Source organism: Streptomyces sp. NPDC057694 (assembly GCF_042799415.1).
Taxonomy (GTDB): Bacteria; Actinomycetota; Actinomycetes; order Streptomycetales; family Streptomycetaceae; genus Streptomyces.
The window spans coordinates 101,171-114,844 of the sequence record NZ_JBHVIX010000030.1 but is presented as its reverse complement, the minus strand read 5'-3'; the positions used below and the strand labels follow the sequence as shown (position 1 = coordinate 114,844).

Annotated in this window: 13 protein-coding genes; 11 read left to right on the top strand and 2 right to left on the bottom strand. The window is 71.6% G+C overall.

Going from position 1 to position 13,674, the window contains the following annotated elements; translation table 11 throughout:
• Positions 1–82: 82 nt before the first annotated feature.
• On the bottom strand, positions 83–1,360 hold the full coding sequence (locus ACFVDP_RS38760) for an amino acid deaminase (RefSeq protein ID WP_383500742.1): 1,278 nt from the start codon (positions 1,358–1,360) through the stop codon (positions 83–85).
• 130 nt (positions 1,361–1,490) lie between these two features.
• On the opposite strand from ACFVDP_RS38760, the gene ACFVDP_RS38755 reads away from it, so the two are divergent.
• The 5 genes from ACFVDP_RS38755 (at position 1,491) to ACFVDP_RS38735 (ending at position 6,019) form a co-directional block, all read left to right on the top strand.
• Positions 1,491–2,546, top strand: a complete 1,056-nt coding sequence (locus ACFVDP_RS38755; RefSeq protein ID WP_383500739.1) for a sugar kinase — start codon at positions 1,491–1,493, stop codon at positions 2,544–2,546.
• Positions 2,543–3,310, top strand: a complete 768-nt coding sequence (locus ACFVDP_RS38750) for an IclR family transcriptional regulator (RefSeq protein ID WP_383500736.1) — start codon at positions 2,543–2,545, stop codon at positions 3,308–3,310. Before ACFVDP_RS38755 ends, ACFVDP_RS38750 begins: the two co-directional genes overlap by 4 nt.
• Positions 3,307–3,717: a RidA family protein gene (locus ACFVDP_RS38745; RefSeq protein WP_018530127.1), complete on the top strand. Its 411-nt coding sequence runs from the start codon at positions 3,307–3,309 to the stop codon at positions 3,715–3,717. The genes ACFVDP_RS38750 and ACFVDP_RS38745 overlap by 4 nt, the downstream gene beginning before the upstream one ends.
• A 124-nt stretch (positions 3,718–3,841) precedes the next feature.
• Entirely contained in the window at positions 3,842–5,329 is a 1,488-nt protein-coding gene (locus tag ACFVDP_RS38740; RefSeq protein WP_383500733.1) for a GntP family permease, read from the top strand.
• 132 nt (positions 5,330–5,461) lie between these two features.
• Positions 5,462–6,019, top strand: coding sequence for a hypothetical protein (locus ACFVDP_RS38735; RefSeq protein ID WP_383500730.1), 558 nt, complete (start codon positions 5,462–5,464; stop codon positions 6,017–6,019).
• An 89-nt stretch (positions 6,020–6,108) separates the two neighbouring features.
• Here the strand turns inward: ACFVDP_RS38735 and ACFVDP_RS38730 are convergent, their stop codons facing one another.
• Positions 6,109–7,134 carry a chitinase gene (locus tag ACFVDP_RS38730; RefSeq protein WP_383500727.1) on the bottom strand — a complete coding sequence of 342 codons (1,026 nt, stop codon included), beginning with the start codon at positions 7,132–7,134 and terminating at the stop codon, positions 6,109–6,111.
• Between the two features lie 242 nt (positions 7,135–7,376).
• Here ACFVDP_RS38730 and ACFVDP_RS38725 point away from each other — a divergent pair, with 242 nt between their 5' ends.
• The 6 genes from ACFVDP_RS38725 to ACFVDP_RS38700 all read left to right on the top strand — a co-directional run bounded on the left by ACFVDP_RS38725 (position 7,377) and on the right by ACFVDP_RS38700 (position 13,670).
• Positions 7,377–8,327: a hypothetical protein gene (locus ACFVDP_RS38725; protein ID WP_383500724.1), complete on the top strand. Its 951-nt coding sequence runs from the start codon at positions 7,377–7,379 to the stop codon at positions 8,325–8,327.
• A 76-nt stretch (positions 8,328–8,403) separates the two neighbouring features.
• The gene (gene cpaB / locus ACFVDP_RS38720; protein WP_383500721.1) at positions 8,404–9,126 is read left to right on the top strand and encodes a Flp pilus assembly protein CpaB; all 723 of its coding nucleotides are present in this window, start codon (positions 8,404–8,406) and stop codon (positions 9,124–9,126) included.
• 193 nt (positions 9,127–9,319) lie between these two features.
• On the top strand, positions 9,320–10,912 hold the full coding sequence (locus ACFVDP_RS38715; protein ID WP_383500718.1) for a CpaE family protein: 1,593 nt from the start codon (positions 9,320–9,322) through the stop codon (positions 10,910–10,912).
• 92 nt (positions 10,913–11,004) lie between these two features.
• Positions 11,005–11,331 carry a TadE/TadG family type IV pilus assembly protein gene (locus ACFVDP_RS38710; protein WP_383500715.1) on the top strand — a complete coding sequence of 109 codons (327 nt, stop codon included), beginning with the start codon at positions 11,005–11,007 and terminating at the stop codon, positions 11,329–11,331.
• 1 nt (position 11,332) lies between these two features.
• A complete protein-coding gene (locus tag ACFVDP_RS38705) occupies positions 11,333–12,691 on the top strand; it encodes a CpaF family protein (RefSeq protein ID WP_383500712.1) in 1,359 nt (452 codons plus the stop codon).
• Between the two features lie 28 nt (positions 12,692–12,719).
• Positions 12,720–13,670, top strand: a complete 951-nt coding sequence (locus ACFVDP_RS38700) for a type II secretion system F family protein (RefSeq protein WP_383500709.1) — start codon at positions 12,720–12,722, stop codon at positions 13,668–13,670.
• Positions 13,671–13,674: the final 4 nt, after the last annotated feature.

Here is a 13,674-nt window from a genome sequence, read left to right as displayed (position 1 = left end):
CCCCTGGGAGCGAGCTCCGCTCGCCCAGGGGCGCGGGGAACTGCGCGACCAGCCCCCACCGGGCCGTCGGCCGACGTACGGCCTAGAAGAAGGTGCGGACGTAGTCCACTACCGTTCCGTCGGCCTCGACCAGCGGAATCAGCTGCCACTTGTCGAACGAGGTGCAGGGATGCGACAGGCCCATCCCGAGCCAGTCGCCCACCTCCAACTCGGCCCCGGCATCCAGGCGGAGCCACCCGTGCTGGTCGGAGAGACCCGTCACCGCGACCCCGGCCGCGTCCCTGACGACCCCGGTACGGGAGTCGCGGATGGCCTGCGCCTCGGGCAGGTCGAGGTCGTAGGCGGCGTCGCGCTTGCCGGCGTTGGTGAAGGCCTGGTCCGGCGCGGGACGCGAGACGACCTGCGCCCACAGCCGGAACGCCGGGTGCAGCGCGCCCTCCTCCGGGACCCGGTTGAACGGCGTGAGGTGCCGGTAGTGGCCGTCGTCGTGCGAGACGTACGCGCCGGAGCGCAGCAACTTGAGGACGGGCGCGGACAGTTCGGGGACATCCGCGAACACGTCCGCCACCGCGTCGAACCAGGCGGAGCCACCCGCGCTGACCACGATCTCGTCGAGACCGGAGAACCGGCCCGCCGCGTCGAACTCCGCCGCCAGCGCGACCAGCCGCCGCAGCCAGGCCCGGACCCGCTCGCCGTCGGCCTGCGGCACCTCGCCCTCGTACCCGGCGACGCCCACGAGCCGCAGCCGGTCGGCGCCGGCCACCGCGTCGGCGACCGCCGCGCACTCGGTCTCGGTGCGGACCCCGGTGCGCGCGCCGTCCCCGGCGCCCAGCTCCACGACGACGTCCACCGGACGGGTCGCGCCCGCCTCCGACAGGGCGGCCTGCATCAGCTCGACGCCGCGTACGGAATCCACGTAGCAGACGAACCGGAAGGCCGGGTCGGCGGCGAGTTCGGCGGCCAGCCAGCGCAGCGCCGCCGCGTCGACCAGCTCGTTCGCCAGGAAGATCCGCTCGATGCCGAACCGCCGGGCCACCCGCACCTGGTGCGGCACGGCGAGGGTGATGCCCCAGGCGCCGTGCTCGATCTGCCGCTGGAAGAGCTGCGGCGCCATCGACGTCTTGCCGTGCGGGGCGAAGGTGAGGCCGTGGCGCGTGGCGTACGTCTCCATCAGCGCGAGATTGTGCTCCAGCCGCTCGGCGGAGAGCGCGAGGACGGGGGTGGTGAAACCGTCCGTGAAGAGGTTGAGGCGGCGGGCGGCGAGTTCGGCCACCGTGGCACCCTCGGCCTCGGGCGGCAGGCCCTTGAAGCGGAAGTCCACCCGTTCCTGCGCGAGCTCGTCCAAGCGGTTGGCGGTCATGGACCCTCCTCCGGGCGATCCGTTGCAATATTTGCAACGGTCATTGCGTATGTCGCTCACTGCTGTCTAACATCCGAGCCGATGCCGGGTCAACGAAGCCGTTGGCCCCCAGCCGCGAGGAGGACGCCCCATGAATGGCACGCCGGTGGACGTCGTCGCGCTCGGCGAGTCCATGGTCACGTTCCGGCCCACCGTGCCGGGACGGCTCGCCGATGTGCCCTCCTTCGACCGCGGGATCGGCGGCGCCGAGTCCAACGTGGCGTGTGTGCTCGCCGCCGGCGGACACCCCACGCGCTGGGTCAGCCGGGTCGGCGCCGACGGCTTCGGCGACCACCTCGTCGAGGCCATCGGCGGCTACGGAGTCGACGTCGGCGCCGTGCGCCGCGACCCCGCCCGCCCCACCGGCATCTACTTCCGCACCGCCGGTGACCGCGGCGGCGACAGCCACGAGGTCGCCTACTACCGCGCCGGGTCCGCCGCCTCCGCGATGTCCGCCACGAACATGGACCTCGGCGCCCTGCGCGCGGGCCGCGTCCTGCACCTGTCCGGCATCACCGCCGCGCTCTCCGCCGACTGCCTCGGGCTGCTCGGCACGCTCCTCGAACGGCGGCCCGGTGCGCCCGACGGCCCCCTCGTGTCGTTCGACGTCAACCACCGCCCCGGCCTGTGGCGCACCCCCGGCGACGCGCGGGTCCTGCTCGACCTCGCCCGCCGCGCCGACCTCGTCTTCGTCGGCGAGGACGAGGCCGAGGACGCCTGGGGCGTCACCGGCGGCCCCGACGCGATCCGGGCCGCGCTGCCCGAGCCGTCCCTCCTCGTCGTCAAGCAGGGCTCCGCGGGCGCCGTCGCCTACGACCGCTCGGCCGGTGAGCGCCGCCACTTCGAGCCCGCCCCGCGCGTCGACGTCGTCGCCGCCGTGGGCGCCGGAGACGCCTTCGCCGCCGGATTCCTCTCCGCGACCCTGCGCGGACTGCCCGCCGCCGCCCGGCTGCGCCACGGCCACCTGTGGGCCGCCGCCGCCCTCACCGTCCCCGGCGACCTGGCCGCGCCCCCGAGCCGCGCCCACGCCGACCGGCTGACCGCCCTGGACACCGGCGCGTGGGGGACACTGCACCTCGGCCCCGGCTGGACCGAAGCGACCGAAGCAGCCGACAGCGGGGCCGCCGAGGAGGTACGTACGCCATGAGCCAGACCGTCGACCGCGCGCTCAGCATCCTGCCGCTGCTCGCCGAGGGACCCGCCGACCTGGGCCAGGTCGCCGACCGGCTCGGCGTCCACAAGTCCACGGCCCTGCGCCTGCTGCGCACCCTGCACGAGCACGGCCTGGTCTACCGCCAGTCCGACCAGCGCTACCGGCTCGGCGCCCGCCTCTTCGCCCTCGCCCAGGAGGCGGTCGAGAACCTCGACGTGCGCGAGATCGCCCACCCCCACCTCGTCGAACTCAACGAGAAGTGCGGGCACACGATCCACCTCGCCGTGTACGAGGAGCACGAGGTCCTCTACATCGACAAGGTCGAGAGCCGATACCCGGTGCGCATGTACTCGCGCATCGGCAAGCCCGTCGCCATCACCGTCGCGGCCGTGGCGAAACTGCTGCTCGCCGATCTGTCCGAGGCCGAGCGCCGCTCGATCGCGGAGAAGCTCGACTACCCCATGTACACGGCCCGTTCGACACCCAACGCCCCCGCTTTCCTGCGGGAGCTGGACAAGGTGCGCGACCAGGGCTGGGCCACCGACCTGGGTGGCCACGAGGAGTCCATCAACTGCGTCGGCGCGCCCATCCGCGGCGCCGACGGACGGGTCGTCGCCGCGATGTCGGTCTCCGCACCGAACGTCGTCGTCACGGCCGAGGAACTCCTCACCCTGCTCCCGCTCGTGCGCCGCACGGCGGAGGCCATCAGCCGGGACTACTCCGGTAACCCCCCAACCAAGGAAGCCAGTTCACGATGACCGAGAAGATCGCCCTCACCCCTGCCACCCACACCACCCCGCCCGCGAAGTTCTCGCACGGCGTCAAGAAGGGCAACCTCCTTCAGGTCGCGGGCCAGGTCGGCTTCCTCCCGGCCGTCGAGGGCCAGGCCCCCACCCCGGCCGGTCCGACCCTGCGCGAGCAGACCCTCCAGACGTTCGCCAACGTCAAGGCGATCCTCGAAGAGGGCGGCGCCACCTGGGACGACGTCATGATGATGCGCGTCTACCTGACGGACGTCGACCACTTCGCCGAGATGAACAAGATCTACAACGAGTACTTCGAGGAGCAGGGCCTGAAGGCCCCGGCCTCCGCCCGCACGACCGTCTACGTCGGTCTGCCCAAGGGCCTGCTCATCGAGATCGACGCGCTCGCCGTCCTCGGCTGAGCCCACCGCGTCACTCGCTGAACCACCCGCAAGCCGTACGTCGTCACGGTGCGGCGCGCATCCCCCGCGCGCCGCACCGCGATCCCCCCTGCCCTGAAAGCTTCATGCACTTACGAGGTCAACGATGTCCCCGTTCGCACTCGCCGCCCCGCTCGCGGCCACCACCGAGGCGCCGGCCCACACCGGCGGCATCCTCACGATCATCGACGGCACCGCCGGTCTGCTGACCGTCGCCTTCCTCGGCATCGTGCTGCTGCTCTTCCTGATCATCAAGGCGCGCATCCAGCCCTTCGTGGCCCTGCTCGCGGTCTCCATAGCCGTCGGCCTCGGCGCCGGCCTGTCGGTCACCGAACTCTTCGGCACCGTCCAGAAGTCCGACGCGGTCTCCACCATCGAGTCCGGCATGGGCGGCACCCTCGGACACGTAGCGATCATCATCGGGCTCGGGACCATGCTCGGCGCGGTCCTCGAAGTCTCCGGCGGAGCCGAGGTCCTGGCGTCCCGCCTCCTCAACCTCTTCGGCGAGAAGCGCGCCCCCCTCGCGATGGGCCTCACCGGCCTGATCTTCGGCATCCCCGTCTTCTTCGACGTCGGCATCTTCGTCCTCGCGCCGATCGTCTACGCGGCCGCCAAGCGCGGCGGCAAGTCGATCATCCTGTACTGCATGCCGCTGCTCGCGGGCCTGTCGATGACGCACGCCTTCCTGCCGCCGCACCCCGGCCCCGTCGCCGCCGCCGGTCTGCTGAAGGTCGACCTCGGCTGGGTCATCCTCATGGGCATCGTCTGCGGCATCCCGGCCGTGCTCGCCGCCTGGGGCTGGGCCGCCTGGATCGGCAAGCGGATCTTCGTGCCCGTACCGCAGGACATGGTCGAGGCGGCCGAGGAGGCCAAGGTCGCCCTGGAGGCCGAGCAGCGCGCCTCGGGCGTCACCCCGACCGAGAAGCCGGTCCCGCTGGGCACCGTGTTCACCATCATCGGTACGCCGCTGGTCCTGATCCTCCTCGCGACGTTCTCCTCGATCGCCTTCGACCCCTCCACGGGCCGCTCGGTCATCGAGTTCTTCGGCCACCCCTTCGTCGCGCTGACGATCGCCCTGATGATGGCCTACTACCTGCTGGGCATCCGGCGCGGCTGGTCCCGCAAGTCCCTGGAGACGGTCTCGACCGCGTCGCTGAAGCCGGTCGGCAACATCCTCCTGGTGGTCGGCGCGGGCGGTGTCTTCGGCGCCGTCCTCAAGGCGAGCGGCATCGCCGACGCCCTGGCCGACACCTTCAACGGCATGGGCCTGCCGATCATCGTGCTCGCCTACCTGATCTCGCTGGTGCTGCGCGTCGCCCAGGGCTCGGCGACGGTCGCCATCGTCACGACGGCGGGCATCGTCGCCCCGCTGCTCTCCGAGGGCCACTACTCGCAGGCCTTCACCGCGCTGGTCATCATGGCGATCTCGGCGGGCTCCATCTTCGCCTCGCACGTGAACGACGGCGGGTTCTGGATGGTCGCCAAGTACTTCGGCATCTCGGAGCGCGACACCCTGCGCACCTGGACCGTCCTGGAGTCGGTCCTCTCGGTCGCCGGGTTCGCGGTCGCGGCCGTGGTCAGCCTGTTCGTCTGACCGTTCCTACGGTCACGCACCGGGGCGGCGTCATGACCCACCGTCGTGGGCGGCGCCGTCCCGCGCGTTCGTGACCAGGACGTAAGGGGCCGGGGGGCGCGGGACACAGAGTCGTCCGCCATACTTCGGCGCGTGGAGCAGCGTATGGACAGTCAGAAGGTCACGCCCGTCGCCGGCGCCGGTTTCGACCCGGCGTACGTCCCCGGTCTGACGTCTCCTGCCAAGGAGACGGTTGTCGAGGACGCCCAGGCCACCGAGGCGGAAGCGGACGAGCCCGCGGGGGAGGTGAGCGCGCGGGACGACGAGCCCGGGAAGCCGTCCCTCGAGAAGGAGACGCCCGAGGCCGTCGACGACGCCGGGTCCGACGACGACACCGAGTCGGACGCGGAGGACGAACCGGTCGCGGCGGCGAAGGCCGACGGTGTCGTGCTGGAGGCCAAGGACCGTCGCGGCTCCATCACCGTCGACTCGGCCGGCGTCCGGTACACCCTCGACGACCAGCAGGCCGACTTCACCTGGGGCGAGATCAGCGCCGTCGAGTACGGCACGTCGCGCAAGCGCCTCACGGTGACGGTCCACACGCCCAACAGCCGCTGGTACCCGAACGATGTCGAGGCCCCCGACAAGTCCCGCCTCAAGGAGTGGACGGAGAGCCTCGACAAGGCGCTGGACGCCTACTTCGAGGACTGACGGCCTGACGGCCGCTTCGCGGTACATACGGCCGTGGGCAGCACCGCCGGGGGAGCGGCGGCGCTGCCCGTTCGAGGGACGGTCGTGGGCTACAGGCCGTGCACGTGCGGGCCGACCGCCGACGACCAGGCGTTGCCCGCCGTCGCGTCCCAGTTCGTGGACCAGGTCATCGCGCCGCGGAGGCCGGGGTACGTCTTCGACGGCTTGAAGGAGCCGCAGCCGGTGCCCTTGGCGAGACAGTCGAGGGCGTCGTTGACGACCGACGGCGCGACGTAGCCGCTGCCCGCGGCGCTCGTCGACGCCGGGGTGCCGATGCCGACCTGCGACGGGTCGAGACCGCCCTCCAGCTGGATGCAGGCGAGCGCGGTCAGGAAGTCGACCGTGCCCTGGCTGTAGACCTTGCCGTCGCAGCCGAGCATCGAACCGCTGTTGTAGTACTGCATGTTGACCACCGTGAGGATGTCCTTCACGGCCAGGGCGGTCTTGAAGTACTCGCCCGACGTGGACTGCATGTCGATGGTCTGCGGCGCCATCGTCAGCACGAAGCCGCTGCCCGCCTTCGCCGCCAGGGACTCCAGCGCCTGCGACATGTAGGTGGAGTTGAGACCGTTCTCCAGGTCGATGTCGACGCCGTCGAAGCCGTACTCCTGCATGAGCGAGTAGAGGGAGTCCGCGAAGTTGGTGGCCGAGGCCGAGTCGTTGATCGAGACGGTGCCGTTCTGGCCGCCGACCGAGATGACCACCGACTTGCCCGCGTCCTGCTTGGCCTTGATGTCGGCCTTGAACGCGTCCTCGGTGTAACCGCCGAGGCCCGCCGAGTCGAGCGTGAAGTCGACTCCGCCCGGCGTCGTCGTGGCGTCCGCGAAGGCGACCGCGATGATGTCGTAGTCGGACGGTACGTCGCTGAGCTTCTGCACGCTCGCGCCGTTGTCGAAGTTCTGCCAGTAGCCGGTGACCGCGTGGGCGGGGACGGAAGCCGCGGCGCTCTGCGCGGTGGGGGCCGCGTCCGCGCTGCCGGACGTGGCCAGGAACAGGCCGGTCGCGGCGAGCGCCGTGGCCGTGAATCCGCCGATGAGCGTGCCGAGTCGGCCGCGCCGGCGGTGGGAGTGCGTCATCACTCTGCCTCCGAGTGGGGGGAACCGTGGGGGAGTTGGGGAAGCAGCTGCTGGGGATACAAGCTGGTCCAGACCAATCTCGATGTCAAGGGTCCGGACAGTACGGAGGTGATGGTTCCGCGCCAACTCCTGCCCATCCGGCCATGAACAGTGAGAAGTTGGGTGTTCAGGAGCGCTCACGTGGATATGGTGCTCAGGCAATACGCCGTCAGGAGGAGCACAGAGCGACCGGGGGTGCGTGCGTGCCGACCGCCATAGCCGTGACCGACCCCGACCTCGTGCTCACCTCGCCGGACCGCCACACCCCGACGGCCTCCGTGCTGCCCGCGGGAGAGCCGCAGGAGCGGTACCCGCTCGACCGCGCGATCCTCGACGTCCACACCCTGATCGAACAGCACGGCTATGTGATCGTGCTCTGCCCGCAGTCCGCACCGGACACGGTCCTGCATCGACTGCACGCGGTCCGTTCCGTGCTCGAAAGCGACCGGATCGCGATTCTGCGCCCCGAGCTGCCGCCGCTCGGACTCGCCGTACTCGCCCTGCAACTGCGCCAGTTGTCGATCTGCGACTTCAGCCCGGGCGTGCTCGCCTCCGCCGCGCGGCTGCTCGCCCACTATGTGTACGCGGGCGCCGTCGTCGGCTCGGTCGCCAAGCTCGACCGGGTCCCCGTCTCCCTGCGCGCGCACGCCAAGTCCTGGTCGCCCGGAGCCCAGTTCGCGGTGGTCGCCTCGCCCCAGCCCGAACTGGCCAGACTCTCCGGCGCCGACCGCGAGGTCCCCGGCGGGCCCTCCTTCGGCACCCACCTCTTCTACGCCGCGGGGCAGATCCCCGCCGACTGGATCACCGGGACGCTCGCCCCGGCCTGGCGGGTGCACGGGGTGACCGAGGCGCGGCTGCCCGCCGAGTCGGCGCGGTGGTGGGCGACCGGGAAGCCGGGCAGCCCCGGCCGGCTCGCGGAGTTCGCCGCGGCGATCCCCGACATCTCCGTGCTCTACCAGCTCGTGTCGTCCGTGCGGCGCGAGGACTGCCGCTGGTGCGGGCTCGAACTCATCGGTGACCGCTGCGGGTTCTGCGCGGCGCCGCTGTCCGGCGACGCGCCGCCCGAGCGGGTGGGCGGCGGCGGGCGGCAGGCGGCTGCGCTGCGGCCGGCGGCGGCCTCGGCCCGGGCCGCGCTGCCACGCGGCCCGCATTGACCCCGTCCGCCCCTGCCCGCCCCTCCAGCCGTCCCAGCCAGCGCCCCAGCCGTCTACCAACGAGGTTGTCCCGTCCATGAACTCACGTCAGCGCCGCGGCGTCATTCTCCTGGTCGTCTCGGCCCTGTGTGCCCTCGGCGCGTTCGCCGGAGTGCTGTCGGTGATCCGTGACGTGAATTCCAAGGTGGGCCCGGAGACGACCGCGTACCGGCTGAAGCAGGACATCGCTCCGTACAAGGAGCTGACGGCGGACCAGTTCGAGAAGGTCGACATGCCCAACCGCTGGCTGTCGTCCACGGCCGTCACGCGCATCGGCGACATCCGCGGCAAGATCGCCGTCACGCAGCTGAAGAAGGGCTCCCTCCTCCAGGAGGACATGATCGTCTCCCGGCCGCAGCTCAAGGCGGGGCAGCAGGAGATCGCCATCATGATCGACGCCGAGACCGGCGTCGCCGGAAAGATCAACCCCGGCTCGAAGGTCAACATCTACGCCACCTTCAAGGCCGAGAACGACAAACAGCGCGACCAGTCCAAGGTCATCGTGGAGAGCGCCGAGGTCATCGACGTCGGCAAGCTCACCCCGATCGACCAGCAGGGCGCCAACGCCTCCGACAACTCCGCGACCCGGCGCCAGGGCGAGGCCGTGCCGATCACGTTCGCGCTCAGCGCCGCGGATGCCCAACGGGTCGCGTACGCCGAGTCGTTCGCGACCCATGTGAGGCTGGCGCTCGTGGCGCCGGGCAGCGACGGGGCGGTGCCGCCGGGGGACCGGACGTACACGCTGGACGAGGACAAGTAGGGGGTCGGGTGATGGTGATGCTGATGCGCAGGGTTGCCCGCGTCCCTGACGGGGCCTTGCTCCGGTCGCTTGGGTGCGGCGCCGTCGTGGCTGGTCGCGCAGTTCCCCGCGCCCCTCACGGGGCACCCGGGGGAGTGTTCGAGGGGCGGTGCGCGCAGCGCGGACCGGGGTACCCGTACATCGAGGAGGCCCGGTGACCACTCGTATTCTGCCCGCCGTCGGCGATCCGGACAGCGCCCGCGCGCTCATCACCCTGCTCTCGCAGCTCCCCGACACGGAGCCGGCCCCACCCGTCCCCGACTCCACCGCGCTCCTCGACCTCCTGGCCCGCCTCGCCGCCGAGTCCCTCGACGAACTCCCCGAGGTCGTCCTCGTACACGAACGCATCGGCCCCGTACCCGCCCTGGAACTCATCCGGGACCTGGTGCTGCGCTTCCCGGCGGTCGGCGTCGTCCTCGTCACCGCCGACACCAGCCCGGCCCTGCTCACCGCCGCCATGGACAGCGGCGCCCGCGGCATCGTCGCCTTCCCGCTCGGCTACGACGCCCTCGCCGAACGCGTCCACGCCGCCGCCGTCTGGTCCGCCGGCATGCGCCGCCACCTCGCGGGCGGCACCGGGAACGAACTGGTGCCCGTCGGCGGCGGTGGCCGCGTCATCGCCGTCACCGGCGCCAAGGGCGGCGTCGGCACCACCCTCACCGCCGTCCAACTCGCCCTCGCCGCGGCCGCGTCGGGCCGCCAGGTCGCCCTGCTCGACCTCGATCTCCAGTCCGGCGACGTCGCCTCCTACCTCGACGTCCAGTTCCGCCGCTCCGTCGCCGACCTCGCCGCGATCCGCGACATCACCCCGCGCGTCCTCCAGGACGCCGTCTTCACCCACGAGAGCGGCATCGACCTCCTCCTCGCCCCGGCCGACGGCGAACGCGGAGAGGAGATCACCGACCGCGTGGCCCGCCAGGTCGTCCACGCCCTGCGCGCCCGCTACGAGGTCGTGGTCGTCGACTGCGGTACGCAGATGGGGGCGGCCAACGCCGTCGCGGTCGAACTCGCCGACCAGGCCGTCCTCCTGCTCACCCCCGACGTCGTCGCCGTACGCGCCGCCAAGCGCATGATCCGTCTCTGGGACCGCCTCCAGATCCGCAAGGCCGAGGAGACCCTGACCGTCGTCAACCGCTACGCCCGCAGCGCCGAGATCCAGCCGACCCTGGTCGAGCGCGTCACCGGCACCAAGACGGCCCGCACCACCGTCCCGGCCGCGTTCCGCGAACTCCAGGCCGCCGTCGACGCGGGCCGCATGCAGGACCTCGACAACCGTTCCACCGTGAAGCAGGCGATGTGGACCCTGGCCGGCGAACTCGGCCTGGTCGCCGCCCCGGCCCCCGACACCACGGGCGGCCGCCGCACCCGCCGCCGCGGCGACAAGGGTGCGGTCACCCTCGAATTCGCCGCGATGTTCCCGCTGGTGCTCGTCGTCATGGGCCTGCTGTGGCAGTGCGTGCTGTACGGCTACACGTACTCCCTGGCCGGGAACGCGGCGGACGAGGCGGCCCGCGCCGCCACTTCGGCACAGGCCGGAACCGGAGACGTGGCAGGTGCCTGCGACACCGCCGGCCACAAGAACCTGCCGTCCGCCTGGCAGAGCGCGACGATCAGCTGCGCCTCCGACGGCACGGTCATGAAGGCCACCGTCGACGTGCAGGTCCCCCTGTTCTTCCCCGGAGTGAACCCGGGCTGGAGCGTCAAGGGCGAGGCGGGCGCGGCGGCAGAGAAAGCCCAGGACCAGTGAAGTGCCCCGCAGGGGCGCGGGGAACTGCGCGACCAGCCACGACGCACCCGCGGCCGCCCACCAAGCGCCTCACCGGCGACCGCGGCGTCTCCATGCTGGAGTTCGCCGGCTTCCTCCCCTTCCTCCTGGTCATCGGCATGGCCGTGATCCAGCTCGGCCTGGTCGGCTACGGCGCCAACCAGGCGGGCAGCGCCGCCCGCGCGGGAGCACGGGCCGAGTCCCTGAACCCGGGAACGGGCGGCACCGCCGCCACCGCCTCCGCAAGCTCCTGGCTGCACCCCGCGACGGCCCTGACCACCGGCGCCACGGTCACCGCGACCGTCACCGTGCACGTCCCCGCGATCATCCCGCTGTTCGACGGCTGGGACCTCCACCGCTCGGCGACGATGCCGAACGACCGCCAGAACGACGGGAGCTGACATGAGCCTGCGCTCCAGAGTGGTGGCCACCCGCGACCCCGCCGGAGGCGAACCGTCCCGCGACGACGGCCTCGTCGCCGTCTACCGCGCCAAACTCCTCGAAGAGATCGACCTCGCCGAGATGTCGACCCTGGCGGCGGCGGACCGCCGGGCCCGCCTCGAACGCGTCCTCGGCCACATCATCAGCCGCGAGGGCCCGGTCCTCTCCTCCACCGAACGCACCCAGCTGATCCGCCGGGTCGTCGACGAGGCGCTCGGCCTCGGCATCCTGGAGCCCCTCCTCGCGGACGCCTCCATCACCGAGATCATGGTGAACGGCCCGGACGCGATCTTCGTAGAACGGGCGGGCCGCGTCGAACAGCTCCCGATGCGCTTCGCCTCCCCCGAGCAGCTCATGCAGACCATCGAACGCATCGTGTCGACCGTCAACCGCCGCGTGGACGAGTCCAACCCCATGGTCGACGCCCGCCTGCCCACCGGCGAACGCGTCAACGTGATCATCCCGCCGCTCGCCCTGACCGGCGCGACCCTCACGATCCGCCGCTTCCCGCGCGCGTACAGCCTCAACGAACTCCTGGACCTCGGCTCCCTCGACCAGCACATGCTGATGCTGCTCGCGGCCTGCGTCCGGGCCCGCTTCAACATCATCGTCAGCGGCGGCACCGGCTCGGGCAAGACGACCCTCCTCAACGCCCTCTCCGCGCTGATCCCGCCGCACGAACGCATCATCACCATCGAGGACTCGGCGGAACTCCAGCTCCAGCAGGACCACGTCATCCGCCTCGAATCGCGCCCGGCGAACGTCGAGGGCAAGGGCCAGGTCACCATCCGCGACCTCGTCCGCAACAGCCTGCGCATGCGCCCCGACCGCATCATCGTCGGCGAGGTCCGCGGCGGCGAGACCCTCGACATGCTTCAAGCCATGTCCACGGGCCACGACGGCTCCCTCGCCACGGTCCACGCGAACACCGCCGAGGACGCCCTGACCCGCCTCCAGACGCTCGGCTCGATGTCCGAGGTCGACGTGCCCTTCGAGGCGCTGCGCGACCAGATCAACTCGGCGGTCGACGTCCTCGTCCAGCTCACCCGGCACGCCGACGGCTCCCGCCGGGTCACCGAGATCGCCCTCCTCGTCAGCCACGGCCGCGAACAGTTCACGATCGCGACGGTGAGCCGCTTCGCCGCGCAGCCGCACACCTACGGCGACGCGGGCCCGCGCCGCGTCCACGGCTACTACGAGCATCTGCCGCTGCCGCGCCGCGTCGCGGACCGGCTGTACGTGGCGGGGGAGTCGGTGCCGCCGGCCTTCGGCGTGGTCGAGTCCGTCGACGTACTCAACACCAGGGAGGCCACGGGATGACGTCCACTTGCGCGGCGGAAGGCGCGGCATGACGAACCCGGCCCTCATCGCCCTCGGCGCCACCGTCCTGACCTGCGTCGTCGCCATCGCCGGCGTACACATCTACGCGTCCGGGCGCGCCCAGCGCCAGGCCCTTGTCGACCGCCTCGACGACTATCCGTCCGGCGGTTTCGGCTCCGGCGCGGGCGGCCGCACCCGGCGCTTCCGCTCCGTCGACCGCCGCCTGCGCCGCACCCGCCTCGGCAAGGCCCTGCACCTGCGCCTCTCGGCGACGGGCCTGGACCTCACCCCGGGCGAGTTCTTCGTCTACGTGGCCGTGGTCGTCGTCGCCCTGTGGCTGCTCGCGGCGACGGCCCTCGCCCCGTTCTTCGGCCCGATCGCGGGCGCGGTGGGCATCTGGAGCGCCGTCATCTTCCTCAACTGGCAGCGCCAGAAGCGCATCGAGGCGTTCATCAACCAACTCCCGGACGTGGCACGCCTCCTGGCCAATGCGACAGCCGCCGGTCTCGCCCTGCGCACCTCACTGGCGATGGCGGCGGAGGAGCTGGAAGCCCCGGCGGGCGAAGAACTCTCGCGAGTGGCGGACCAGTTGTCGCTCGGCCACTCGGTGGACGACGCCCTCGACGAGCTGGCGTCCCGCCTCCCCTCCCGCGAACTCATCGTCCTGGTGACCACGTTGGTGCTGGCCAACAAGGCGGGCGGCACGGTCGTCTCCTCCCTGCGCAACCTCACGCAGACCCTGGAGGACCGCAAGGAGACCCGGCGCGAGATCCGCACGATGCTCTCCGAGGTCAACGCCACCGCCTTCACGGTCCCGCTGCTCGGCCTCGGCTCGCTCATCCTCATCAACTCGTCGAACGACGGCGCCCTGGCCCGCGTGACCGGCTCCCCGATCGGCCAGACCCTCATCCTGGTCGCGCTGGGCCTCTACGCGATCGGTTTCTTCGTCATCCGCCGGCTGGGAAAGATCGAGGTCTGAGGCG